The organism is Acidovorax sp. DW039, assembly GCF_037101375.1.
Lineage (GTDB): Bacteria > Pseudomonadota > Gammaproteobacteria > Burkholderiales > Burkholderiaceae_C > Acidovorax.
On sequence record NZ_AP029019.1, the window covers coordinates 968,196 to 993,930 of the forward strand.

The 25,735-nt window shown below is 61.8% G+C and carries 22 protein-coding genes; 14 read left to right on the forward strand and 8 right to left on the reverse strand.

Going from position 1 to position 25,735, the window contains the following annotated elements:
• Window positions 1-37 precede the first annotated feature (37 nt).
• Complete coding sequence (gspG, locus tag AACH87_RS04375; RefSeq protein WP_338797518.1) at window positions 38-490, reverse strand: type II secretion system major pseudopilin GspG; 453 nt, start codon at window positions 488-490, stop codon at window positions 38-40.
• Window positions 491-537: 47 nt separating this feature from the next.
• Here gspG and AACH87_RS04380 point away from each other — a divergent pair, with 47 nt between their 5' ends.
• Window positions 538-987 (forward strand): type II secretion system protein N, encoded by a 450-nt coding sequence (locus AACH87_RS04380; RefSeq protein WP_338797519.1) that lies wholly within the window; start codon window positions 538-540, stop codon window positions 985-987.
• Window positions 988-1,039: 52 nt separating this feature from the next.
• On the opposite strand, the gene AACH87_RS04385 is transcribed toward AACH87_RS04380, so the two are convergent.
• From AACH87_RS04385 to ilvA, 3 genes are all read right to left on the reverse strand, one after another.
• A complete protein-coding gene (locus AACH87_RS04385) occupies window positions 1,040-1,693 on the reverse strand; it encodes a histidine phosphatase family protein (RefSeq protein WP_338797520.1) in 654 nt (217 codons plus the stop codon).
• Window positions 1,690-2,499 carry an adenosylcobinamide-GDP ribazoletransferase gene (locus AACH87_RS04390; protein ID WP_338797521.1) on the reverse strand — a complete coding sequence of 270 codons (810 nt, stop codon included), beginning with the start codon at window positions 2,497-2,499 and terminating at the stop codon, window positions 1,690-1,692. The genes AACH87_RS04385 and AACH87_RS04390 overlap by 4 nt, the downstream gene beginning before the upstream one ends.
• Window positions 2,500-2,561: 62 nt before the next feature.
• A complete protein-coding gene (ilvA, locus tag AACH87_RS04395; RefSeq protein WP_338797522.1) occupies window positions 2,562-4,124 on the reverse strand; it encodes a threonine ammonia-lyase, biosynthetic in 1,563 nt (520 codons plus the stop codon).
• 377 nt (window positions 4,125-4,501) lie between these two features.
• On the opposite strand from ilvA, the gene AACH87_RS04400 reads away from it, so the two are divergent.
• Window positions 4,502-4,951: an OsmC family protein gene (locus tag AACH87_RS04400; protein ID WP_338797523.1), complete on the forward strand. Its 450-nt coding sequence runs from the start codon at window positions 4,502-4,504 to the stop codon at window positions 4,949-4,951.
• A gap of 55 nt (window positions 4,952-5,006) precedes the next feature.
• Here the strand turns inward: AACH87_RS04400 and coq7 are convergent, their stop codons facing one another.
• Complete coding sequence (gene coq7, locus AACH87_RS04405; RefSeq protein WP_338797524.1) at window positions 5,007-5,624, reverse strand: 2-polyprenyl-3-methyl-6-methoxy-1,4-benzoquinone monooxygenase; 618 nt, start codon at window positions 5,622-5,624, stop codon at window positions 5,007-5,009.
• A 300-nt stretch (window positions 5,625-5,924) separates the two neighbouring features.
• Between coq7 and AACH87_RS04410 the strand changes: the two genes are divergently transcribed.
• The 10 genes from AACH87_RS04410 (at window position 5,925) to AACH87_RS04455 (ending at window position 19,594) form a co-directional block, all read left to right on the forward strand.
• On the forward strand, window positions 5,925-6,965 hold the full coding sequence (locus AACH87_RS04410; RefSeq protein WP_338797525.1) for a porin: 1,041 nt from the start codon (window positions 5,925-5,927) through the stop codon (window positions 6,963-6,965).
• Between the two features lie 297 nt (window positions 6,966-7,262).
• Complete coding sequence (locus tag AACH87_RS04415; RefSeq protein ID WP_338797526.1) at window positions 7,263-8,399, forward strand: porin; 1,137 nt, start codon at window positions 7,263-7,265, stop codon at window positions 8,397-8,399.
• A 359-nt stretch (window positions 8,400-8,758) separates the two neighbouring features.
• Window positions 8,759-10,333, forward strand: a complete 1,575-nt coding sequence (locus tag AACH87_RS04420) for an ABC transporter substrate-binding protein (protein ID WP_338797527.1) — start codon at window positions 8,759-8,761, stop codon at window positions 10,331-10,333.
• 210 nt (window positions 10,334-10,543) lie between these two features.
• Window positions 10,544-11,524: an ABC transporter permease gene (locus AACH87_RS04425; protein WP_338797528.1), complete on the forward strand. Its 981-nt coding sequence runs from the start codon at window positions 10,544-10,546 to the stop codon at window positions 11,522-11,524.
• Window positions 11,524-12,741 (forward strand): M20 aminoacylase family protein, encoded by a 1,218-nt coding sequence (locus AACH87_RS04430; RefSeq protein WP_338797529.1) that lies wholly within the window; start codon window positions 11,524-11,526, stop codon window positions 12,739-12,741. The genes AACH87_RS04425 and AACH87_RS04430 overlap by 1 nt, the downstream gene beginning before the upstream one ends.
• A gap of 81 nt (window positions 12,742-12,822) precedes the next feature.
• Window positions 12,823-14,400 (forward strand): ABC transporter substrate-binding protein, encoded by a 1,578-nt coding sequence (locus AACH87_RS04435; RefSeq protein WP_338797530.1) that lies wholly within the window; start codon window positions 12,823-12,825, stop codon window positions 14,398-14,400.
• A 157-nt stretch (window positions 14,401-14,557) separates the two neighbouring features.
• A complete protein-coding gene (locus tag AACH87_RS04440) occupies window positions 14,558-15,469 on the forward strand; it encodes an ABC transporter permease (RefSeq protein ID WP_338797531.1) in 912 nt (303 codons plus the stop codon).
• Window positions 15,470-15,498: 29 nt separating this feature from the next.
• Window positions 15,499-16,479 (forward strand): ABC transporter ATP-binding protein, encoded by a 981-nt coding sequence (locus AACH87_RS04445; protein ID WP_338797532.1) that lies wholly within the window; start codon window positions 15,499-15,501, stop codon window positions 16,477-16,479.
• Window positions 16,476-17,492, forward strand: coding sequence for a dipeptide ABC transporter ATP-binding protein (locus AACH87_RS04450; protein ID WP_338797533.1), 1,017 nt, complete (start codon window positions 16,476-16,478; stop codon window positions 17,490-17,492). Before AACH87_RS04445 ends, AACH87_RS04450 begins: the two co-directional genes overlap by 4 nt.
• A gap of 185 nt (window positions 17,493-17,677) precedes the next feature.
• A complete protein-coding gene (locus AACH87_RS04455; RefSeq protein ID WP_338797534.1) occupies window positions 17,678-19,594 on the forward strand; it encodes a 5'-nucleotidase C-terminal domain-containing protein in 1,917 nt (638 codons plus the stop codon).
• 91 nt (window positions 19,595-19,685) lie between these two features.
• On the opposite strand, the gene AACH87_RS04460 is transcribed toward AACH87_RS04455, so the two are convergent.
• Together AACH87_RS04460 and AACH87_RS04465 are read right to left on the reverse strand one after the other, a co-directional pair.
• The gene (locus tag AACH87_RS04460; protein ID WP_338797536.1) at window positions 19,686-20,120 is read right to left on the reverse strand and encodes a DoxX family protein; all 435 of its coding nucleotides are present in this window, start codon (window positions 20,118-20,120) and stop codon (window positions 19,686-19,688) included.
• Between the two features lie 727 nt (window positions 20,121-20,847).
• Window positions 20,848-21,522 carry a TetR/AcrR family transcriptional regulator gene (locus AACH87_RS04465; RefSeq protein WP_338797538.1) on the reverse strand — a complete coding sequence of 225 codons (675 nt, stop codon included), beginning with the start codon at window positions 21,520-21,522 and terminating at the stop codon, window positions 20,848-20,850.
• A 111-nt stretch (window positions 21,523-21,633) separates the two neighbouring features.
• Here AACH87_RS04465 and fabF point away from each other — a divergent pair, with 111 nt between their 5' ends.
• Entirely contained in the window at window positions 21,634-22,953 is a 1,320-nt protein-coding gene (fabF, locus tag AACH87_RS04470) for a beta-ketoacyl-ACP synthase II (protein WP_338797540.1), read from the forward strand.
• 258 nt (window positions 22,954-23,211) lie between these two features.
• A complete protein-coding gene (locus AACH87_RS04475) occupies window positions 23,212-24,804 on the forward strand; it encodes a hypothetical protein (RefSeq protein ID WP_338797542.1) in 1,593 nt (530 codons plus the stop codon).
• Between the two features lie 57 nt (window positions 24,805-24,861).
• Here the strand turns inward: AACH87_RS04475 and AACH87_RS04480 are convergent, their stop codons facing one another.
• Entirely contained in the window at window positions 24,862-25,707 is an 846-nt protein-coding gene (locus AACH87_RS04480) for an SIS domain-containing protein (RefSeq protein ID WP_338797543.1), read from the reverse strand.
• Between the last annotated feature and the right edge of the window lie 28 nt (window positions 25,708-25,735).

A 25,735-nucleotide genomic window follows, 5' to 3' on the forward strand; every position in this document is an offset into this window, starting at 1 on the left:
GAGAGCATCACGCGCAGCGCAAGGCCGGGGCGCATGTTCACTGCCAGCTGCCGATGTCCGCGTCCTTGCCTTCGCCGCCAGACTGGCCGTCTGCGCCGAAGGACATCACGTCCACCTCCCCCTTGATGCCGGGGTTGAGGTACTGGTATGGGCGACCCCAGGGGTCGTTGGGCAGCTTGTCCAGGTAGGGCTTCCAGTTGTTGGGGATGGGGCCTGCCGTGGGTTTGGCAATCAGCGCCTGCAGGCCTTGCTCTGCCGTGGGGTAGCGCTGGTTGTCCAGGCGGTACATCTTGAGCTGCTGGACGATGTTGGCAATATCGGTCTTGGCTGCAGTCACGCGGGCATCGTCAGCGCGGTCCAGCACATTGGGCACGATCAGCGCTGCCAGCACGCCGATGATGACCATCACCACCATCAGCTCAATGAGGGTGAAGCCACGGGCCAGAGCGCGCCGGGCGGAGCGTACGGAGGAGGAAAGGGAGGTGTTCACTGCAAGCGGTCTCGGTGATCTCGAATCGGCTGAATCATAATCGCCACATGGTGACAAACACACACTCTCGTTGGGCTACGCGCCTGGGCACTCTGGTCCTGTGGGCGGCTGCCGGTGCCAGCGTTGTCTACTGGGGGCTGCGCCTGTCGTCCCGGCCTTCGGGCATGTCGGCCCCCGTGGCTGCGGCGGCCCCGGCGGCGGTGGATGCGGACGCGCTGGCGCGCCTGCTGGGTGCATCGCCAGCGGCGGCCGTGGCCAAGCCCGCTGCCCCGGCACCTGCCAGCCGCTTTGTGTTGCTGGGCGTGCTTTCAGGCCGCGCCAGCGGGGGCGGTGCAGCGTTGATCGCCATGGACGGCAAGCCCGCCAGACCGTACCGCGTGGGCGCGCAAGTGGATGCCGGGCTGGTGCTGCAATCGCTTGGCCCACGGCAGGCCGCGCTGGGTGCGTCGATTGATGGGCCCACCACGGTACGGCTCGAGATGCCGCCCAAGAGCTGAGTTTTTAGTTCGCCAGATGGGTGCTTCAGGCCATCTGGGCATAAACGGCTGGTTACCCTTTTTGCGGTGCAGCCCGCCAGCTTTGCGTTTCTTTATCCAGCCAGAAGGCTTGCCAGCCGCCAAAACCCGGCGCTGCAGTGGGCCATTGCTCCGAGCGGGCCTTCAGTGCCGCGCCCAGGCTGCCACATTGCGCCAGCCAGCTCACGCAGCGCGCAACGCCTGCATGGCTGATCCACACCACCGGGGTGCCTTGCATCAGGTGTTGCGCCGCATCGTCCAGGGCTGCGCTCACGCGCTGCAGCATGGCTGCCAGGTTTTCGCCCTGGCCGGGGCGGTAGTGGGCAAAGTCCTGGGTCCAGGTGTCGATTTCGCTGCGCTCAATGTCTGACCACAGGCGGCCTTCCCAGCGGCCAAAGTCCATTTCGCACAGGCGCGCATCGGCGGTAGAGGTGAAATCGGGCTGTAGCGCTTGCAAATCGAGCGCAAGCTGCTCACATCTTTGTAGCGGTGAGTGCCATGCGACGGCTGCCTGCGGGAGTTGCGCGGCCAGTTGCTGAGCTGCGGCCTGCGTGGCGTGCGGGTCTGCTGGAACATCGAGCATGCCGTAGCAGGTGCCCGGCGCGATCCGCGGTGCGGCATGCCGCACCACCCACAGTGCCGGGGCCGTGGAAGCGCTTGTATCCGTGGGTGTTGCTGGCGCAGTCACTGCCCCACACCCAGCGTCAGCGCCGCGCCCAGGTAAAAGCCGATTTCACTCACCTGCTGGGTGGCACCCAGGCAGTCGCCCGTAAAGCCCTGCAGCCGCCGTGCAAACCAGCGCCCCATCCAGGCTGCTGCCAGCAGGCTCATCAGCGCAGCTGCTACCAAAAACGTAGCTGCCTGCGCTTGATATACAAGCGCTAGCGGCACAAAACACCACAAAGCCGCCGTGGCCAGCGCGCCGCGCGAAATCTGGTCTGCGAGCGGTTTGCTTTTGGAGCGCGCCGTGTCCCCCACATGGGGCAGCCAGCGCACGATGAACAGTGGCCACAGGCGCGAGAGCACATGCCCGCCCGCCAGCGCCGCCAGCGCCGCGCCCAGGCTGTGGGCGCCCAGCACGGCCAGCAGGCTCAGCTTGGACAGCAGTGCCAGCACCAGCGCCATGGCACCGAATGCGCCAATGCGCGAGTCTTTCATGATGTCCAGCGCGCGTTCCCTGTCGTAGCTGCCGCCCAGTCCGTCCACCACATCGGCCAGGCCGTCCTCGTGAAAGCCCCCGGTCATCACCACCGTGGCCACGGTGCAGAACACGGCGGCCACCCATGGCCCGCCGGGCAGGGCCGCCAGGCCCCAGTGCAGCAGCCCATACACCGCGCAGGCCAGCCCACCAGCAAGCCAGCCCACGCCCGGAAAATGCGCCGCGCTGGCGCGCAACATGGCCGGGCTGTAGCCCACCCAGGCCGCCAGCCGCCCTGTGACCGGGATGCGGGTGAAGAACTGCACAGCCAGCAGGTAGTGGCGCAGGGCTTGCATGGGGTTGCTATGAATTCAATAGCTGCTTGCGCTTATTAAATGGGCGATGGCAGCCTTTTTCTTCAAGACGCCGTGCGCAGGAACAGCCGGTATGCCGGGTTGTTCGTCTCTTCCACATACGGGTAGCCCAGCGTGGACAGGAAGGCGTTGAACGTTTCAGTGTCTTCCGCGGGCACCTGCATACCGACCAGGATGCGGCCATAGTCGGCCCCCTGGTTTCGGTAGTGGAAGAGGCTGATGTTCCAGGTGGGCTGCATCAGGCTCAGGAACTTGAGCAGGGCGCCGGGCCGCTCGGGGAAGACAAAGCGCAGCAGGCGCTCGTCTTGTGCCAGGGCCGAGTGGCCTCCGACCAGGTGGCGCAAATGTTCTTTGGCCAGCTCGTCGTGGGTCAGGTCCAGCGCCTCAAAGCCTTGCTGGTTGAAGTGCTGCGCAATCGTGGCCGATTCGCCCTTGCCGCGCGTGGTCAACCCCACAAACACGTGGGCGCGGGCGGAGTCGCTGATGCGGTAGTTGAACTCGGTGACGTTGCGCGGGCCGCCGGGCAGGGCACCCACGGACTCGCAAAAGCGGCGGAAGCTGCCGCGCTCTTCGGGAATGGTGATAGCAAACAGGGCTTCGCGCTCTTCGCCCACCTCGGCCCGCTCTGCCACGAAGCGCAGGCGGTCAAAGTTCATGTTGGCACCGCACAGGATGGCGGCGTAGGTCTCGCCCTCGGTGTGGTGGGTTTCCACATACTGCTTGATGGCCGCCACCGCCAGCGCCCCGGCGGGCTCGACGATGCTGCGCGTGTCCACAAACACATCCTTGATGGCGGCGCATACGGCGTCGGTGTCCACGGTGATGAATTCGTCCACCAGCCCGGCTGCCACGCGGAAGGTTTCCTCCCCCACCAGCTTCACGGCCGTGCCGTCCGAGAACAGGCCCACATCGGCCAGGGCCACGCGCTCCTGGGCCTTGACCGACTGGATCATCGCGTCCGAGTCGTTCATCTGCACGCCAATGATCTTGATCTCGGGCCGCACGGCCTTGATGTAGTTGGCCACACCGCTGACCAAACCGCCACCGCCGATTGCCACGAACACCGCATTGAGCTGGTTGCTGCCCAGGCTTTGCAGCTGGCGCAGGATTTCCATCGCAATGGTGCCTTGACCGGCAATCACGTCCGGGTCGTCGAACGGGTGCACAAAGGTCAGCCCTTGCTCCTTCTCCAGCTTGAGGGAGTGACCGTAGGCGTCTGAGTAGCTGTCGCCGTGCAGCACCACCTCGCCCCCCAGCGCCTTCACCGCATCCACCTTGAGTTGCGGGGTGGTGGTGGGCATCACGATGACGGCCCGCACGCCCAGCCGCTTGGCGCTCATGGCTACGCCCTGGGCGTGGTTGCCTGCAGAGGCACAGATCACACCGCGCTCGAGCTGGGCAGGCGTCAGGTGCGCCATCTTGTTGTAAGCCCCGCGCAGCTTGAAGCTGAACACCGGCTGCTGGTCCTCGCGCTTGAGCAGCACCTTGTTCTTCAGCCGCAGGCTCAGGTTTTTTGCGGGCTCCAGCGGAGACTCCACCGCCACGTCGTACACGCGTGCAGTCAGGATCTTCTTGAGGTAATCGGCGGGGGTGAGTGGCTGTGTCATGGGTGTGGTCTGATCACCCGCCGGCCTGTGTGCAGGCGGGGCGCACATCATAGTAGGTGCCGCACCGAGGTGGACTGCCAGACGGAGGTGTCTGGATCCCTCGTGACTGGCGTTGCAGTGCTGAGGGCAAAAAAAAGCCCCAGGCCGTGAGGCTTGGGGCTGAATCCATCCTTTGAGGAGATGGAGGAGACAATCGGAGCGCGGAAACCCGTTTGGGGTTGCCTTCAGCCGAAAATCACATTTCGACTGCGCATGGTTTGAATTTTAGCCTGTTGTTTGTTGCGATGCAGCAAAATTCAATCCAAATTTAGATCGCCGGGCTCAATCCGTGCGAAAAACGCCACGTTCATCACTATCGTCACAGGAGAGTCACATATATGGAATGCACAGTCAGCTGGACCGGAGGCGCCGGGACACGCTCGGGCATGGGTTTTGTTGCCGAAACCGGGAGTGGTCATGTGCTGACCATGGATGGCGCACCCGATGCCGTGAATCCCGCCAATGGAGGGCAGAACCTTGCACCTCGTCCCATGGAAACCGTGCTGGCGGGTACAGGAGGCTGCACTGCCTACGACGTGGTGCTGATTCTCAAGCGTGGACGGCACGACGTGCGCGGCTGCAGCGTCAAGCTCACATCCGAACGTGCTCAGACGGATCCCAAGGTGTTCACCAAGATCCACATGCAGTTTACGGTAACGGGACGTGGCATCCCTGCCGCGGCCGTGGAGCGTGCGATTGCCATGAGCCATGACAAATACTGCTCGGCCAGCATCATGCTGGGCAAAACAGCAGAAATCACGACTGGGTTTGAACTGGTGGAAGTCTGAAAGTATTTCCGTGGCAGATCGAGCGGGTGCCAGGCACCCGTTCGGTGCGCCAGGCTCAAATACGGTGCGCCGTAGTCGTCATCACCTTGGCCGCCACTTTCATCAAGCCCCGTGCTACAGGTGGCAGCTGTAAGGCTCCTGCGGCCTGGGCCTGCGCCGCATGGCGCTCTTCGTCTTCCTTCATGCGTGCCACCACCGCTCTGGATGCCCTGTCAGCCTTGGGCAGGCGTTGCAGATGGCCTTGGAGGTGTTGGGAGACTTGCTTCTCGGTTTCAACAACAAAGCCCAGGCTGACACGGTCGCTGACTTTGGCGGCCACCCATCCCAAAGCAAAGGCCCCCGAAAACCACAGAGGATTCAGTACGCTGGGGCGAGCACCCAGAGCCTGCATGCGATCCCGCGTCCATGCCAGGTGATCCGTTTCCTCTCGGGCAGCCTCCAGCAGGTGCGCCCGCAGGTTTTCATCCCGTGTGGCCAGGGCTTGGGCGCTATAGAGTGCCTGAGCGCACACCTCGCCCACGTGGTTGATTCGCATCAAGGCACCAGCCAGTTGCTTGTCCTCAGCGCTCAAGGTGCCCTCTGGCATTCCTTTTGCTGGTGACGGCGTATTCGCATGGGGTGCCGCAAAGAGGGTGCGCAATGCGTTGTCGATGCTGGAGAGTAACGAATCCATGGCTGCGGGTTTTGATGTATTAATTTCAAAAAGATACAACTTTGCCTCTTGCAAATCGCCGTTTTGCACCGTGCGAAATTGACTACGATTTGCATTCAGGAATGTTGCACCACTGCAACGATTTTCCCTCAACCCTCCGATTGTGGGTGATTTCCTTTGCGAAACCGGGCAGGCTCTGGTGCAATAGACGCAACTTCCCCACCAGGAGGTTGGCCCGGGGAACCGGCGGGACTGCGTAGGTGCTTGGCACCCAAGACCCCCCGTACCGGCGCCCTATGTTTAACCTTGGAGTAACTCGCAATGAAAAAATCCCTGATTGCCCTGGCTGTGCTGGCTGCTTCCGGCGCTGCAATGGCTCAGTCTTCCGTGACACTGTTCGGTATTCTGGACGCTGGCGTGGGCCGCATTTCTTCCGGTGGCACCTCCGTTACTGGCGTGACCAACAGCGGTCTGGCAACCAGCCGTCTGGGCTTCCGCGGTGAAGAAGACCTGGGTGGCGGTCTGAAGGCCGGCTTCTGGCTGGAAGGCGCTGTGCAAAACGACACAGGTACAGGTCAAGGCGGTGGCGCTGCAGGCCCAGGCTTCGAATTCAAGCGTCGTTCTACCGTGAGCCTGTCTGGCAACTTCGGTGAAGTGCGTCTGGGTCGCGACCTGACTGTTGGCTACGTCAACTCCACAGCTGCTGACGTGTTCGGCGATGTGGGTGTGGGCGCTTCCATTGGCAAGAGCTTCTTCACCAACGTGATCGAAACCCGTAAGGGCAACGCAATCAGCTACTTCCTGCCCTCAAACCTGGGTGGCATCTACGGTCAAGTGCAATACGTGTTCGGTGAGTCCCTGTCGAACGCAGCCTACGACAAGGCTGGCGACTACCTGGGCGCACGTATCGGCTACCGCAACGGTCCTCTGGACGCTGCTATCGCCTTCGCAAAGGGCCGTGGCGCTACAGCCGCTGCCGATGCTGACCAGTTCAACATCTTCGCCAGCTACGACCTGGGCGTTGTGAAGCCATTCATCGGCTTCAACCAAGAAAAGAACAAGGCTGCCGTTCAGACCAAGTACCAAAGCTACCTGCTGGGCCTGACGGCTCCCGTGGGTCCTGGCACTGTGCGCGTGTCGTACAACGATGTAGATCGTAAGAACAGCCCTGATGACGCGCAAAAGTTCGCTATCGGCTACGTGTACGATCTGTCCAAGCGCACAGCTCTGTACGGTACTCTGGCCCACGTGAAGAACAAGGGCGCTGCTGCGTTCACAACCAACACAGGTGGTCTGGCTCTGACTCCTACTGGTGGCAAGAACTCCAACGGCTACGAATTCGGTATCCGTCACTCGTTCTAATTGCTCACGGGCTTAACGCCCGTTTGTGTGAAGAACAAAAAAGCCACTCAGCGAAAGCTGAGTGGCTTTTTACTTTTCTTATGCTTCTGGCTCGTACCTTCTTGGCAAAGTGCGGTTGATGGGATGGACCTATGAGTTCTGCGCATTTGCTTGCATATCGTCAGTAAAATTAAAAAACGAACGGTCGTTCTATTAGGGAAACCCTGTGTAGGGATTGAGCAACATGCGTGCACTGTGAGAGAAGTGGCTCACTACACTGATTGAGTCGCATATCAACCACAGGAAGAGACGGGATCTATGAAAAATCTTGACGCGAAGAGACTGTTTGCTCTGGGGGTAGTTGCCCTTGTGTCGGGCTCTGCATTTGCCCAAGCCAGCGCAAGCTCGGTGCAGTTGTACGGCATCGTAGACGTAGCCTATCGTCGTACCAATAACGAAGGTCCAGCAGGTAACACTGCGCAGTCGCTCAACCAGCTTGTCGGTGGCGGTATGTCGCAAAGCCGTTGGGGCCTGAACGTTTCTGAAGATCTTGGTGGCGGTAACAAGGCCTTGGCCAACGTTGAAAACCGCTTTGGTGCTGATACAGGCGCGCCAAACTCGGGTGCTACGGGCCCATACTTCCAGCAATCCTGGGTGGGTTTGCAGGGCGGATACGGCCGCGTCACGCTGGGTCGTCAGTACAACGTGCTGTTTGACCTTGTTACCAGTACCTATGCGTCTTATCCCTACTCACCCTACATGGACGTGTACAAGCCAGAGATCGGCTTTGCTCTGGGCGCGCGTGCAGACAACATGATCAAGTACATGGCTGAAATCGGCCCTGTGCGTGGTGCCTTGCAATACTCGTTCGATGAGAAGAGCCCCACAGGTGGCAAGACTGTAGGTGCCTATTTGCGCTATGCGGCTGATGGTTTGGCTGCAGGTGCAGGCTACGAAAGCTACAAGTTTGCGTCCGGCAAAGAAGTGGAAGCTTGGACCCTGGGCGGCTCGTATCGCATGGGTAACTGGTACTTCAATGCCGGTTATGGTGAGAACAAGGTAGACGCGCTCACCAGTCCTACTGACTTGGCTGTGCTGGGCGCCATGTGGCAAGGCACCATCAACGGCGGTTTTGGTGGCCCCGCATTCCTGTTGGCGAACAAGCGCACTATCTACAAGGTGGGCGCGGGTTACCAGATCACACCTCAGCTGAATTTGGGCGTGCACTATTTCCATGCCAAGCAATCTGGCGCATCAGCCGCGGCTGACGCTACTGCCAACTTCTTCACCATGGCGGCAGACTACGCTTTCTCCAAGCGTACGGATGCATACGTCGAAGTGGACAACACCCGTTTGAAGGGCAACGTCAGCCTGAGCAGCAGTGCTGCGGGTGGTACCGTGAATGGTGCCAAGAGCCGCACAGGTTTCACCATCGGTCTGCGCCACCGTTTCTGATGTGAAAGCAAGGTCCCTCGTTGCCTGAGGGCCTGCTCAAGTGGGTCGCATGTTGCTTGGTGGGGATTTGCAGTGCGACCGATAGAGAACACCGGGCATTTTGCGAGCCTTATGGTTCAGGTTCGCGAGATGCATTCCGGTGTTTTTTATTTTGTGCCGAACCATATCGCCTCTTTTTGGCGAATGGTGCCCCTCTTCGGGGCCGCAACGGCGCAATTTTATTGGCACCGAATTTGCGAAGTAGCCAAGACTTGAATCAGGTCAACCCATTGGCCTGCGTGATTCACGGAAATCAGGGATTCCCTCTTGGTTTTCAAGGCCCTTTACTGCATAGTAAATTTTTTTAAAGAGAATGTTCCATGAAGTTAAAGCACGTTTTGTTGGCAGCAGCTGTGGCGTTGTCTTTCACTCCTGCTTTGCAGGCCAAGACTTTCAAGTGGACCAGCCAGGGTGAAATTGCTACCTGGGATATTCACTCGCAAAACAATGCCCTCCAAAACGGGCTGCATGCAAATGTCTATGAGAGCCTTGTGTACTACGACAGCAAGACTTTCAACGTCGAGCCCATGCTCGCCACTGCATGGAAGGAAGTGACACCCACTCAGGTGCGCTTTACTCTGCGCAAGGATGTCAAGTTTCATGACGGCTCTGTCATGACAGCGGACGATGTGGTCTTCTCCCTGAATCGGGCCATGGCAAAGACGTCCAACTACACGCCCTACACACAAGGCATCTCCAAGGTCAACAAGGTCGATGCGCAAACGGTGGACGTCATCCTCAGTGCGCCCAACCCCGTTTTGCTCCGCCAGATGACGGAGCTGCGCATCATGAGCAAGGCCTGGTCTGAAAAGAACAAGTCTGTAGAACCCAAGGACATCAAAGGCACCGACGAAAACTTTGCCCACCGCAATGCCATGGGCACTGGCCCCTACATGCTGGAGTCGTGGCAGCCCGATGTGAAGATGGTGTTCAAGCGCAATCCCAACTGGTGGGGCAAGATGGATGGAAACGTGACGGAAATCGTCTACACCCCCATCAAGTCGGCTGCTACCCGCATTGCTGCACTGCTCTCGGGTGAAGTGGATCTTGTACTTGACCCAACGCCTCAAGACTTGGCGCGCTTGCGCGCCAACTCGGAGCTGAAGGTCGTTGATGGTCTTGAGAACCGCACCATCTTTTTGGGTATGGATCAGTTCCGCGACGAACTGCCTGGCTCCAACGTCAAGGGCAAGAATCCTTTGAAGGATGTGCGTGTCCGCAAGGCTTTGTACCAAGCGATTGATGCAGACACCATCTCCCGCAGCATCATGCGCGGGCTGGGCAAACCTACTGGCACCCTGGTGGCGCCTCAAGTCGCTGGCTGGACTGAGTCCGTGGCCAAGCGCTTGCCTTACAGCGTTGATACTGCCAAGAAACTGCTGGCTGAGGCAGGCTACCCCGACGGTTTTGAAGTGGACTTTGCATGCCCCAACAACCGTTACATCAACGACGAGGCCATTTGCCAAGCGGTCACAGCCATGTGGTCGCGTGTGGGCGTGAAGGCCAAGCTGCGCACCTTGCCGCTGGTCAATTACTTCCCCATGATTCAACGCTACGAAGCCAGCATCTACATGCTGGGCTGGGGTGTGCCCACGTTTGACTCCCTCTACAGCCTGCAGTCCCTGGTGCGCTCTGTCGGAACCGGCGGTGATGGCAACTACAACGTAGGCCGCTACAGCAATCAGCGCATGGATTACCTGGTGGACCGCATCAAGGTCGAAACCGACGCGCCTGTGCGCGCTCGCATGCTGACCGAGGCCCTGCAACTGTCCAACGATACGGTGTCACACATCCCTCTGCATGACCAAGTGATCCCTTGGGCGATGAAGAAAAATGTGGAAATGGTGCACCGCGCGGACAACCGCGTAGACATGCGTACCGTCAAGGTGAACTGACCGGAAATGCATATAAGAAAACCGGGGGCTGAGGCCCTCGGTTTTCTTGGGAAGGTCTGCGGTGCTGTCCCGTAGACCGACAGTCTTTTGCGAAACTTTTCCCGCCGCGGTCTTCGTGCTTCATCATGACCACGGCGTTTGTTCCCGATAAAGTGACATGGCGGCCAAAAGCGGCGATGTCACGCTTTCGAAAACCAACTCGACGCTCCGATGCTTGCTTTTATTCTCCGCCGCCTCATCCAGGCAGTGATCGTGATGGTCACGGTGGCCTTCATCGCCTTCATGCTGTTCCAGTACGTGGGGGATCCGGTGGTGTTTTTGCTGGGGCAGGATGCCACCCCCGAGCAGATTCGTGAGCTGAGGGCCTCGCTTGGGCTCGACAAGCCCTTCTTTGTGCAGTTCTGGCACTTCCTGGTCAATGCTGCGCAAGGTGAGTTTGGGTTGAGCCTGCGTCAAGGGGCGAAGGTGTCCCGCCTGATTGCCGAGCGCTTTCCGGCCACCCTGGAGTTGGCGCTGGTTGCCGCGTTCCTAGCCCTGCTGGTCGGTGTGCCCATGGGTGTTTATGCCGCCCTCAAGCGCGGCACATTCACCAGCCAGCTGTTCATGACGATTTCCCTGCTGGGCGTCTCGCTGCCCACCTTCCTCATCGGTATCTTGCTGATCCTGGTGTTTTCCGTCACCCTCGGCTGGTTCCCCAGCTTTGGGCGGGGTGAAGTGGTCAAGCTCGGCTGGTGGAGTTCCGGGTTGCTCACAGCCAAGGGCTGGCACCACATCACTCTGCCTGCCATCACGCTGGCCATCTTCCAGCTCACATTGATCATGCGTCTCGTGCGGGCTGAGATGCTGGAAGTGCTGCGCACCGACTACATCAAGTTCGCCCGGGCTCGTGGCCTGTCCAACCGTGCCATCCATTTTGGGCATGCCCTCAAGAACACGCTGGTGCCCGTGATGACCATCACCGGGCTGCAACTGGGTGGGCTCATCGCATTTGCCATCATCACCGAGACCGTGTTCCAGTGGCCAGGCATGGGCCTGCTGTTCATCCAGGCGGTAACGTTTGCCGACATTCCCGTGATGGCCGCTTACCTGTGCCTGATTGCACTGATTTTTGTGGTCATCAATCTGGTGGTGGATCTGCTGTACTTTGTGGTCGATCCACGGCTGCGCGTAGGCAAGGCAGGGGGGCACTGATGCAGGCACCTCGCATGAAGGCAGGGGGCCGTGCATTTGCCCACATTGCCCAATACCACCCTGAGCTGACCGCCCTGCGGCGGGACTTGCACGCCCACCCGGAGCTGGGCTTTGAAGAGGTCTACACCGGCAAACGGGTGGTAGAAGCCCTTAAGGTCTGTGGCGTGGATGAGATCCACGAAGGCATTGGCCGCACCGGTATCGTGGCCGTCATCCGCGGGCGCAGTGTGGCCAGTGGCGCCATGGTGGGCTTGCGTGCAGATATGGACGCGCTGCCGCTGGCAGAGCACAACGACTTCGCATGGAAGTCCTGCAAGCCCGGTTTGATGCACGGCTGTGGGCACGACGGGCACACTGCCATGCTGGTGGGTGCGGCGCGTTACCTTGCAGAAACCCGCAACTTTGATGGCACCGCCGTGCTTGTGTTCCAGCCTGGTGAAGAGGGTTTTGCGGGAGCGCGCGTGATGATGGAAGACGGTCTGTTTGACCGCTTTCCGGTGCAATCCATCTATGCCATGCACAACTGGCCTGCCATGCAGCCCGGCACCATCGGCATCAATCCCGGCCCCATGATGGCGGCCGCAGACCGTGTCACCATTGAGATCACGGGCCGCGGAGGGCATGGTGCCCATGCCTACCAGACGGTGGATGTGGTGCTGGTGGCCGCGCAGATCATCACGGCTGCTCAGAGCATTGTGTCGCGCAACGTGCGGCCGCTCGAAAGCGCGGTGGTCAGCCTCTGCGCCATGAAGGCGGGCGAGCTGGGCGCATTCAGCGTTTTGCCGGGCTCAGCCACGCTCGTGGGCACCGTACGCACGTTCAACCCCGTGGTGCAGGAGATGGTCGAGAACCGCCTCAAGGAACTGTGCAGCGCCATTGCCTTGGGCTTTGGTGCCACGGCCACCGTGCATTACGAGCGCATCTATCCGGCAACCATCAACACCGAAAGCGAAGCCATTTTTGCGGGCGACGTTGCCGAGTCTCTGGTGGGCGCTGACCATGTGGTGCGTGACCTGGAGCCCAGCATGGGCGCAGAAGACTTCTCTTTCATGCTGCAGACCAAGCCCGGCGCCTATCTGCGCATAGGGCAGGGCACCGGTGCCAGTGGCAGTGCCCTGCACAACAGCCGCTACGACTTCAATGACGACATCCTGCCCTTGGGCTCGGCATTGCACGCCAGCCTGATCGAGCGGGCCATGCCGCTGCCCATGCCTTGAGGCAGATGAGCCCGCTTGCCATGTCCGGCGCTTTTTCCTTTAACGCCTGAGTCCTTTCCCCACCCTCCCCAGGAGAACCGCATGAAAATCCAACGCAAAATGACCGCGGCAGCCTTGTGTGTTGCCTTGTCTGCAGCAGGCATGGTGGCCAGCGCGCAAACGGTGCGCATTGCCAACCAGGGCGACTCCTTGTCCATGGACCCGCACTCTCTCAACGAAACCCTGCAGTTGAGCGTGACAGGCAATGTGTATGAACCCCTGGTGGGCCGCAACAAGGACCTGAGCCTGGCCCCCGCGCTGGCCACCAGCTGGAAGCAGACCTCGCCCACCGTGTGGCGTTTTGAACTGCGCAAGGGTGTCCAGTTTCATGATGGCACCCCCTTCACGGCAGACGATGTGGTGTTCAGCCTCGCCCGCACCCAGGTCGAAGGCTCTGACATGAAGAGCTACACCAACGACTTCAAGGAAGTGCGCAAGATCGACAGCCACACGGTCGAGATTGAGACCAAGACGCCATTCCCCATCCTGCCGGATGTGCTCTCGCTCGTTTACATCATGAGCAAGAAGTGGTGCGAGACCAACCAGGCCACCGTGCCAGTGGATCGTCGCAAGGGCATTGAAAACGCCGCCTCCTTCCGTGCCAATGGCACCGGCCCCTTCCGCTTGCGTGAGCGCCAGCCCAATGTGCGCACCGTGTTCACTCGCAATGGCTCCTACTGGGGCAAGATTGAAGGCAACGTGAGCGAGGTGGTGTTCACCCCCATCGGTAACGACGCAACCCGCGTGGCAGCGCTGCTGTCGGGTGAGGTGGATGTGATGGAACCTGTGCCAGTGCAGGACATTGACCGCGTCAACAGCAGCCCCAACACCCGCGCCATTACGGGGCCTGAGCTGCGCACCATCTTCCTGGGCATGGACCAGAAGCGTGACGAGCTGCTCTACTCCAACGTCAAGGGCAAGAACCCCTTCAAGGACAAGCGCGTGCGCCAGGCCTTCTACCAGGCCATCGACATCGAAGGCATCAAGAAGACCGTGATGCGCGGTGCCTCCAACCCGTCTGCACAGCTGGTGGGCCCGGGCATCAACGGCTTTCAACCTGACATGAAGCGTTTGCCCTATGACGTGGAAGCGGCCAAGAAGCTGATGGCCGAGGCGGGTTACCCCAACGGCTTCGAAGTGTCGATGAACTGCCCCAACGACCGTTATGTGAACGACGGCCGCATCTGCCAGACCGTGGCAGCCAACCTCTCGCGCATCAACGTCAAGATCAACCTGCAGGCAGAAACCAAGGGCACCTACTTCCCCAAGGTACTGCGCCGCGACACCAGCTTCTACATGCTGGGCTGGACCCCCGCCACCTACGACGCGCACAACGCCATGAATGCCATCATGCGCTGCGTGGATGACAAGGGCGCGGGCCAGTTCAACCTGGGGGCTTACTGCAACCCCAAGGTGGACGAGCTGACTCTCAAAGTCCAGGCGGAGACCGACAAGGACAAACGCAATGCCTACATCAAGGAAGCGTTCGACTTGCACGCTGCCGATGTGGGCCACATCCCCCTGCACCAGCAGGCATTGGCCTGGGGCGTGAACAAGAAGGTCAAGCTCGTGCAGCTGGCCGACAACTTCATGTATTTCAAGTGGATCAGCATCCCCTGAGCCCAGCGCCCTGAGCCAGGGCACGCTTCCTGATCTTTTTCTCTTGTTTGATTGACCGCTGCGCTGCCCACCACTGCCGGGGTGCAAACCCTGTGCAGGCTGGGCAGACCCGCTGGCCACAAGCCATGCGCGCACGCGGATGTTTCTGGTTTCTACGATGAAAAAAACACTTGCCCGCTGGTTCGACAGCGACATCGGCTACAGCTTTCGCACTTCGCCCATGGCGATGCTGGCGGCCTTCATTGCCCTGGTGTGCGTGGTCTGCTCGGTCTTCGCAGGCTGGGTGGCTCCGCACAACCCGTTTGATCTGGCCACGCTGGAGCTGGGCGACGCCCGCCTGCCCCCGGCCTGGAATGAGCATGGCACTTCCAAGTACCTGCTGGGCACGGACGACCAGGGGCGCGACATTCTGTCTGCGCTGATCTATGGCGCCCGCATCTCGCTGGTGGTGGGGCTGGCCTCGGTGCTCCTGTCGGTGGTGGTGGGCGTGGCGCTGGGTCTGCTGGCCGGGTTTCGCGGCGGCTGGATCGATGCGGTGCTCATGCGCCTGTGCGATGTGATGCTGTCCTTCCCCGCCATTCTGGTGGCCTTGCTGATTGCGGGTGTGGGCCGTGCGCTGTTTCCCAACGCGCATGAATCCCTTGCATTTGGTGTGCTCATCTTGTCGATCTCGCTCACGGGCTGGGTGCAATACGCACGTACGGTGCGCGGCTCCACGCTGGTGGAGCGCAACAAGGAATACGTGCAGGCCGCCCGCGTCACTGGCGTGTCACCGCTTCGCATCATGCGTAAGCATGTGCTGCCCAACGTGCTGGGCCCGGTGATGGTGCTGGCCACCATCCAGGTCGCCACGGCCATCATCACCGAGGCCACGCTGTCCTTTCTGGGGGTGGGGGCTCCGCCCACGTCGCCCTCGCTGGGCACCCTGATCCGCATTGGCAACGACTATCTGTTCTCGGGCGAATGGTGGATCACCGTGTTCCCCGGCGTCATGCTGGTGCTGATTGCCCTGTCGGTGAACCTGCTGGGCGACTGGCTGCGTGATGCCCTGAACCCCCGCCTGCGCTGAACACGAAGAGCAAAAGAAGTGACCACCCCATGAGTCTCCTAGAAGTCAAAAACCTCGTTGTCGAATTCCCGGGCCGTCGCGGCACCCTGCGCGCTCTGGACGACATTTCCTTCTCCATCGCTCCCGGCGAGATCCTGGGCGTGGTGGGTGAATCGGGCGCGGGCAAGTCGCTCACCGGCGCAGCCATCATCGGCCTGCTGGAGCCTCCAGGCCGTGTGGCCTCGGGCCAGATCCTGCTGGAGGGCCAGCGCATCGACAACCTGGGCCATGAAGAAATGCGCCACATCCGTGGCCGCCGCATCGGCGCGATTTTTCAGGACCCGCTCACCTCGCTGAACCCGCTGTACACCGTGGGCCGCCAGTTGACGGAAACCATCCTGGCCCACCTGCCCGTGAATGCGGCAGAAGCTCGCCAGCGCGCCATCCAGCTGCTCAAGGACACCGGCATTCCTGCCGCCGAAGAGCGCATCGACCACTACCCGCACCAGTTCTCGGGCGGCATGCGCCAGCGCGTAGTGATTGCCCTGGCCCTGGCGGCCGAGCCCAAGCTCATCGTGGCCGACGAGCCCACCACGGCGCTGGATGTGTCCATCCAGGCGCAGATCATCACGCTGCTCAAAAACATCTGTAAATCGCGCGGTGCGGCCGTGATGCTCATCACCCACGACATGGGGGTGATTGCCGAAACCTGCGACCGCGTAGCCGTGCTGTACGCCGGGCGCGTGGCCGAGATTGGCCCGGTGCACGACGTGATCAACCAGCCATCGCACCCGTACACCGCAGGGCTCATGGCCTCCATCCCCGACATGGAGCAAGACCGCGAGCGTCTGAACCAGATCGACGGTGCCATGCCGCGCCTGAACGCCATTCCCAAGGGCTGCGCCTACAACCCCCGTTGCCCCAAAACCTTTGACCGCTGCATGACCGAACGCCCCGACCTGATGAGCGCCGGAAACACCCGCGCCGCCTGCTGGCTGCACGCTGCTGACAACACCAAGGTGGCCGCATGAGCAGCGCAGTGAATTCTTCCCACAAGCCCCTGGTGCAGGCGCACGACCTGGCCAAGACCTTTGACGTCTCGGCCCCCTGGCTCAACCGCGTGCTCGAGGGCAAGCCCCGCACGCTGCTGCACGCTGTGGATGGCGTGAGCTTCGAGATCGAAAAGGGTAAGACCCTGGCCCTGGTGGGCGAATCTGGCTGCGGCAAAAGCACCGTGGCCCGCCTGCTGGTGGGCTTGTACGATCCCACGCGCGGCGGTCTCACGTTCGACGGGCAAGACGCCCACGCCGCCTTCAAGGGCAACGATGCCAAGGCCATGCGCCGCCGCATCCAGATGATCTTTCAGGACCCCTACGCCAGCCTGAACCCGCGCTGGTTGGTGGAAGACATCATTGGCGAACCCTTGCGCGAGCATGGCCTCATCACCGACAAGGTCCAGCTCAAGCAACGTGTGGGCGAGCTGCTGCAGTCGGTGGGCCTGTCGCCGCTCGACATGGTCAAGTACCCGCACCAGTTCTCGGGCGGACAGCGCCAGCGCATCTCCATTGCCCGCGCATTGGCCACCGAGCCTGAATTTCTGGTGTGCGACGAGCCCACCAGCGCGCTCGATGTGTCGGTGCAGGCGCAGGTGCTCAACATCATGAAAGACCTGCAGCGCCAGCGGCAGCTCACCTACCTGTTCATCAGCCACAACCTGGCGGTGGTGCGCCATGTGAGCGATCAGGTGGGCGTGATGTACCTGGGCCGTCTGGTGGAACTGGCCGACAAACACCAGCTGTTCGAGTCGCCCCGCCACCCCTACACGCGCATGCTGCTCGATGCCATCCCCAAGATGCACGACACCGGCAAGGCGCGCACCCCCGTGCAGGGCGAGGTGCCCAACCCGTTGAACCCGCCACCCGGCTGCGCCTTCAACCCCCGTTGCCCCCACGCCAACGACCGCTGCCGCACCGAGCGCCCCAAGCTGCAAAGCCTTGGTGGCATCCGCATTGCGTGCCATGCGGTGGAAGAAGGTCGCATCTGAGGTTTGCTATTGAATTGATAGCTGCTTGAGCTTATTTGTAGGGCGCTAGAGGCTATTTTTATCAAAACAGGCTCCTGAGGGAGCCTGTTGGCTTTGGGGTCTGCAACGGCCCCGTATTTCATCGCCATGTCATGCACACATCCCACCATCTCGGTTTTTGTTGAACCGACACAGAGGGATTGGCGATGACAACGATGTGGGCAAAGCAGTGGCAAGTCGCACGCAGTGTGCGCGTGGGTGCGCTGGCGCTGGCTGTGGCAGGCATGGTGGCTGCCTGTGGTGGCTCCGGCAGCGATGACGCGGGCCAGCCGCTCACGCTGACCATCCTGCACATCAACGACCACCACTCCACGCTGGAGAGCAAGTCCAAAACCCTCAAGCTCTCCGCCGGTGGCGCCGGCGCGGTGGATGTGGCAGTGGACGCCGCAGGCTTTCCGCGCGTGACGGCCGCCATCAGCGAGCTGGCGGCGCAGAGCACCAATGTGCTCAAGCTGCACGCGGGCGATGCGCTGACGGGCACGCTGTATTTCAACCGCGCCGGAGCCAATGGCGAGGCCGATGCGGCCATGATGAACACCGTGTGCTTTGATGCCTTCACGCTGGGCAACCACGAGTTCGACAAGGGCGACAGCGGCCTCAAGGGCTTTATCGACCTGCTGCGCAAGGGCACCTGCAAGACGCCAGTGCTCAGCGCCAACGTGCAGTTTGGCGCCAATTCAGCCCTGAACCCCAGCCGTGCGCCGGGCTACGTCAGTCCCTCCACCGTGGTGGAGCGCGGCGGGCAAAAGATCGGCATCGTGGGCCTGACCATTGCCCAAAAGACCAAGGCCTCGTCCAGCCCCGACGCGGACACCAACTTTGAAGACGAGACCACCGCCGCCCAGCGCGAGATCGACCGCCTGCGCGGCCAAGGCATCAACAAGATCATCGTCATGAGCCATGTCGGCTACGAGTACGACCTGCAGATTGCGCCCAAGCTCAGCGGCGTGGACGTGGTGGTGGGCGCAGATTCGCACACCCTGCTCGGCCCTGCCGCCCTGGCGACCACCGGTGTGGGCACACCCGGCGGTGCGTATCCCACCCAGCTCACCGACAAGGACGGCAAGCCCGTGTGCGTGGTGCAAGCGTGGGAATACGCCCAGGTGGTGGGCGAGCTGAAGGTGAACTTTGACGCGCAGGGCAACGTCACCCAGTGCAAGGGCACGCCGCATGTGCTGATTGGCGACAACTTCACCATCGGCGGCAAGGCGGCGACCGACGCGGAAAAGACTGCCCTCAAGGCCAGCGCCGCAGCCACGGGCTTCCTGCGCATCACCCAGCCATCGGCCAGCGCCACGGCGGTGCTGCAGCCCTTCAAGGACAAGGTGGCCGTGTTCAACCAGACCCAGGTCGCCGTGGTGCCGCAAGAGCTGTGCTCGCGCCGCGTGCCGGGCGGCGTGGGCTCGGTGGACTACAGCCGCTCCAGCGCTGCCTGCAACGCTGAAGGCAGCGTCAGCCTGCGTGGCGGTGACATCCAGCAACTGGTGGCGCAGGCTTATCTGGAAGTGGCCAACGCCCAGTACGGCGGGGCCGATATCACCTTGCAAAGCGGTGGTGGGGTGCGCGTGCCGCTGCAAGGCACGGTGACGGCCGCGCAGGTCATTCAGGTGCTGCCGTTTGGCAACATGCTGTTCCGCCTGGACGTGACCGGGCAGGAGGTGAAGGGCATGCTCGAAGACGGCTTGGAAGCCACCTTTGGCACCGGTGGCTCCACCGGCCCGTACCCCTACACCGGCGGCCTGCGCTTTGATGTGAATGCCAAGGCCGCTAAGGGCGCGCGCGCCAGCAACATCGAAGTGCGCAACCCCACCACCGGTGTGTGGAGTGCCATCGACCTGAGCAAGACTTACAAGCTGTTTGTGCTGAGCTTCAACGCCACGGGCGGCGATGGCTACAAGACCCTGGCCGCCGTGCCCGCCGCGCGTCGTCTGGACATTGGTGTGCTCGATGCCGATGTGTTCTTCAGCTACATCGACAAGCAGGCCAAGGATGCTGCGACCGGCCTGCCCACCCTCAAGCGCTTGCCCGTGGAGCTGTACAGCACCAAGAGCTTTGCTAATTGATGGATGCTGCGCCCGCTGGGAGCTTTTGAAGTGAAAGCGCCTGCCAGCGCTTGATGCATGAGCGCTGGCAGCTATGAAAAACAGAGCGTTCTCAGTTCACGCGGCTGGGAGGCATCACGCTGTAGCGGCCTGCACCCAGCAGGGCCACGGCCAGTGCGCCAAACAGGTACAGGCCCTGCAGCTCCAGCGCCCAGCCGCCTTGTTTGGTGATGACGAACAGGTCACCCATGTGCACCAGGCCCAGGGCCACCAGCATGTTGACCACCACAATGGCCGCCCCGGCGCGGGCACCTACGCCCAGCATCATCATCAGGGGCGCGACCACTTCGCCGATGTACACGCCGTAGGCCAGGAACCCGGGCAGGCCGGCCTTGTCGAGCATGCCGCCGATAAAGCCCACACCGTGCGTGATCTTGAAGATGCCGTGCAGCAGCACGAGCAGGCCGATGGCAACGCGCAGTACGAGCTTGCCTGCGTCGTCGGTGTTGGAGGTGGCGGTGGCGTTGTCAAAGTTCGTTGTGTTCATGGTGCGTCCCTTGCGCTGAATGTGTTGGAAGAGCTGTAGTCTGGTGGGGCGCGGGCTGGAGGTATGTGCGTTTGCGCACAGGTTTTGTGAAGTGGGTGGGGCGGTGTTTTTATGGGAAAACGTTGGCTGGCGCTGGATGTATATGCGCTGGCAGCTATTGAATTGATAGTGGTTGCATGGGTGTTTCGTACCCGTTCAGGCTGAGCCTGTCGAAGCCAGGGCACCGCCTCACACCCCCAACCGTTCGGGCTGATCTCGTCGAAGCCAAGGCTTGTGCGTGGATCTGGCCGCATGCCTGTGCCAAGGGTGGGAGCCGGGATGTGCGCCCGGCGGCGCACCTTCTTTTCTTGCGTCGCCAAGAAAAGAAGGCAAAAGAAGGCGACCCCCAGTCTGCGGCCCCTTCGCGGTGCGAAGGGGCAAACCTGCGGCGGTGCGATTGCGGGGTGCGCCGCAGAACTCGCTGCGCGCCGTGGGCGCTTCGCTCGGACAACTGCGGCGAGTCAGTTGACGAAGCATGGGCGCTTCGACGCCCATGCCACCCCGCAACCGCACCGCCGCAGGCGCAGCCAGCAGGGGGGGGAGCCGAACAGCCGAACAGCCGAACAGCCGTTCGGGCCATTGCTTCGCTCGGCCCTTGGCTGGGTGGGTGGGGAGGGGAGCGTGGTTTTGCTATTGAATAGATAGCTGCTTGCGCTGATGGAATGGGCGCTGGCGGCCTGAAGGGCATTTACTTCTTTGGGGCCTTGCCCTTGCTGGAGGTTCTGCCTTGCTTTTTGGAGGATGAGGTCGCAGAGGCTTTGGCTGGTTCGGCGGGGGGGCTCAGGTGCGCGCGCAGGGTGGCCAGAATTTCGTCCGACAGTGTGGGGTTGGCCGCCACGGTGGCGCGAGCCAGTACCAGGCCGCCGACCATGGTGGCCAGCATGCACAGTGCGCGTTCGCGGTTTTCGGGGCTGGGGGAGCCTTCTTGCAGGCCTTCAATGACGCGGGCAAAGCGTTCGATGTTGCGCTCAATGCCCTGCGCAAATACTGCAGACAGTTCGCTGCCTGCGCGGGCTGCATCCACCGCCAGTGCCGCCGCCGGGCAGCCCTCGCCGGGGTGGTCGCGGTGTTCTGCAGACAGGTAACTGGCCACCTTGGCTGCAAGCCCCGTGGGCGCCGCTTCGCCACGCAGTTGCACACCATCCAGCGGTGCGATGGACCAGTCGAATGCGCGTGCGCAGGCTTCGCGCACCAGGGCGTCCTTGTTCTCGAAGTGGCGGTAAAGGCCACCGTGGGTCAGGCCCGCGTCACGCGTGATGTCAGCCACCCCTACGCCTGCGAGGCCGCGCTCCCGGTACAGACGTGCTGCGGCATCCACGATGCCTTGGCGGTTTTCAGCAGACTGGGTTTTGGAGACTTTCATGGCGAGCCAGTTTTTGATGATGATCGTAAGCAAAAAAGCCGTGCGCCTTTATGATGATGGTCGTAATCATAAATAGCTGGCGCAACCGCGCCGCTCTTCAAAGGACTGAGCATGGCAACAACAAACAATGGTACGCAAGGCACGACAGGCGCAGCGCAGCAAGTGCGGCGGGTGGTGATCACCGGCATGGGGCTGGTGTCTCCGCTGGGCTGCGGGGTTGAGCTGGCCTGGAGTCGCCTGCTGCAAGGTGCATCGGGCCTGCGCCGCTTGCCCGATGCGGTGGTGGAGGGCCTTGCGGCCAAGGTTGGCGGCGTGGTGCCTACGGCGGAAGAAGATCCTGAAGGCGGCTGGAACCCCGAAACTGTGGTCTCTGCCAAGGACCTGCGCAAGATGGACCGCTTCATCCCCTTTGCTCTGGGCGCGGCACAACAGGCGCTGACCCAGGCGGGCTGGGCACCCGAGGACGAAGGCGCAAAGGCCCGCACCGCCACCGTGATTGCCTCGGGCATCGGCGGCTTCGGTGCCATTGCCGAAGCCGTGCGCACTACCGACACGCGCGGGCCGCAGCGGCTGTCGCCGTTCACCGTGCCATCGTTTCTGGTCAACCTGGCGGCAGGCCATGTGTCTATCCACCATGGCTTGAAAGGCCCGATTGGCGCACCGGTAACGGCCTGCGCTGCCAGCGTGCAGGCGATTGGCGATGCGGCGCGCATGATCCGCTACGGCGAGGTCGATGTGGCGGTGTGCGGCGGTACCGAGGCTGCCATCGACCGCGTGAGCCTGGGCGGCTTTGCGGCAGCCAAAGCCCTGTCCACGGGCTTTGCCGACCACCCCGAACAGTCCTCACGCCCGTTTGATGCGGCGCGTGATGGCTTTGTGATGGGCGAGGGCGCTGGCATGCTGGTGCTCGAATCGCTGGATCATGCGCTGGCACGCGGTGCCAAGCCTCTGGCGGAGGTGGTGGGTTACGGCACATCGGCAGATGCGTACCACATCACCTCAGGGCCCGAAGACGGCGACGGTGCCCGCCGCAGCATGGAAATGGCCTTGGCCCAGGCAGGCTTGGCGGCCAGTGACGTGCAGCATTTGAACGCGCACGCCACCTCCACCTATGTCGGTGATCGGGGTGAGCTGGCCGCCATTCGCCGGGTGTTTGGCACGGACAAATCGGTCGCCATTGCCTCCACCAAATCCGCCACAGGTCACCTGCTGGGCGCAGCAGGCGCCGTGGCTGCCATCTTCACCACACTGGCCCTGCGCGACCAGGTGGTGCCCGGCACGCTGAACCTGCAGCAGCCTGACGAGCTGGCCGAAGGCCTGGACATGGTCGCCCTGCAGCCTCGAAAAATGGCGCTGCAGCACGCAATGCTCAATGGCTTCGGATTTGGTGGGGTGAATGCAACACTGCTGCTCAAGCGATGGGAGGCTTGAGAGGCCCGGATCAAGGTATGCCCCGGCAGCGATTTTTCGCTCCCTCTCATGGCTGTTGAAGGCCCGCTCTGCTGGCGCAGTCGTGGGTTGAATATGTGTTGACAGTTGCGGCCGTGTTCAGCTTGAAAGCTTGCGCATTTAGTGTTTGGCGCGGTCGCCAGCCATTTGTATGATGCGCCGCTGCTCGTGGTGCATACGCCGCAGCAGTCTCTCGCGTGGCCTTGCCGCCAGCACTGTTCCTCCACATCTCCTCTCCCCATGTTTGCAGCAGTTTCCCCTTTGAGTCGGCCGTCCCGTTTTGTCTGGGGGCTTGTTGTAACGCTGTGCATGGGGTGGCTGGTGATGCACGGCTCTGCGCATGCGCAGACCGTGATGGAGCTGCGCACCTTGATCGACAGCGACAACAATCCGGCCACAGGCTGTACGGTGACTACCGCTGCGGGTGTCTTTGCGGGGGCAGATATCGCATCCGTCACGCGTGTGGACCTGAGCGCTACAGACCCTGTGGGAGATGTGTCCCAAGAAGTCTGCCAAGGGGGTGTGCTGGTGACAGACGCCAGCTTCGTTCCTGCGTCACCGCAGCGGTGGTCGTTAGGCGTTGCAGCAGCAGGTGCACAGGTGGATGTGGTCGAGAGTTACGCCAAGTTGTTCGCTCCAGTCGCTTCGCTGCGGCTGGGCTTCTCCGCCAGCACTACCGACGGCAGCATGGCTGCAACTGCATTGCTTTCGCCGAGTGGCGCAGGTGCAGGTGGCGTGCTCTTGCAGGCCCCGCCAACAGCCGTGGCAGTGCCTGCACTGGGACTGGGTGGATTGATGGGGCTGGCGGCTTTGCTGGGCTGGGTAACGCAACGCTCAGCACGATTTCGGCGGTGGACTGCGTCTTGCGCCGTGTTGTGTCTTTTGTTGGTGGTAGGGGTGGCGTGGTCTGCCATCGTGCGAGATGGTGCCCCGGCTGACTGGGGGAACACCCCGGCCATAGCCCGCAGTGCTTCATCCGGCCCGCTGCAGTTGTCAGCGGTCTATGCGCAGCTGGAGGGCACGACGCTGAACCTTCGCTATGACGTGGACCTTGGAATCCGTGACGGAGCGACTCAGGATGACGGTCCTTACAACATGACCGTGGGTACACCCCTTTCCGTGCCCGCCCCAGGCTTGCTGGCCAATGACAGTCTGGGCAGCCCCGCCATGCAGGTGCGGGAGGTACGTGTGGCAGGCTCCACCACTACTGCGGCTGCAGGGGACTCTGTTCCTATAGCGGGCACTTCTCTCATGGTGCGGCCAGACGGCAGCATCGCCGTGGGTGCACCTACCATGCCAGGTAATTTCCAGTTCGAGTACCGGGCGAGCAATCGCTACAAGCCCGGTAGCTGGAGTGTTGCAAGGCTTGCTGTAGTCCCCATGGTTCCCTCCATCTGTGGCGACGGGATTCGGCAGAGCGGGGAAGCCTGTGATGACGGCAATACCGTTACAGAGGCAAGCTGCCCTAATGGCCAGTTCCGCTGCACAGTTTGCAGTGCAACCTGTACGCTGGTGGATCTTGATCTCACGCCAGTAACCCGACCTCCCATTTGTGGCAACGGAATTCTGGAGCCGGGGGAGGCTTGTGATGATGGCAATACAACGACGGAGAGGTCGTGTCCCAACGGAGAATCCAGCTGCAGGATATGCACAGCCACCTGTACCTGGTTGGATATTGCGCCTGTAGTTTCTCCAGCCGTCTGCGGCAATGGCATCGTGGAGTCGGGTGAGGTTTGCGACGACGGCAACAACATCAATGAAACGAGTTGCACTGGTGGGGACGCGCACTGCAATATGTGCAACGCCACCTGTACTGCGACCATTCCGTTATGACGTGCATGCGATAGCGCCAATGAGTGGCGCTATCGCCTCATGAAAGCGTTGCGCAGATCAGGCGTAACGCTTGGCCCGCAGGTTTTCTTTCATCTGCTGCAGGATGGGCTGCAGCGATCCGCCAATGCGCAACGCCACGCAGGTGGCCAGCACATCGATGATGAGCAGGTGCATCAGGCGCGACACCATGGGGCTGTAGCGGTCATAGCCTTCGGGGTGGTCGGCCGCCAGATGGATGTTGCAGGTGCTGGCCAGCGGTGAGCCGCTGGCGGTGATGGCGATGGTGGTGGCGCCGTTCTTGCGGGCGATGTCGGCCGCATCCATCAGGTCGCGGGTGCGGCCTGAGTTGGAGATGATCACGGCACAGTCACCCGGCCGCAGCAGGGTGGCGCTCATCACCTGCATGTGGCCGTCGCTGGTGGCAATCGACGTGACCCCGAGGCGGAAGAATTTGTGCTGCGCGTCTTGCGCCACGATGCCCGAGTTGCCCACGCCGTAAAACTCGATGCGCTTACCTTTCTTCCAGGTGTCCGAGATCGCACCTGCCGCGCGCTCCAGGGCCACCGTGCTGGCGGCGTTGCGGTATTGCAGGAAGGCCGCCACGGCGTTGTCCACCACTTTCACCAGCACGTCGCCCGTCTTGTCATCCACATCCACGCTGCGGTGGATGAAGGGTACGCCTTCGCTAACACTGCCCACCAGCTTGAGCTTGAAGTCTGCCAGCCCGTCGTACCCCATGCTGCGGCAAAAGCGCACCACGGTGGGCTTGCTCACATGGGCGCGTTCAGCCAGCTCACGCACGGGCAGGCGGGCAAAGGCACGGGGGTCGGTCAGCACCAGCTTGGCCACGCGCTGCTCAGCGGGGGCCAGGGAACTCAGGGATGCGGTGATGCGTTCGAGCATGTCAGTTCCACACAAAGACGAAAACGTA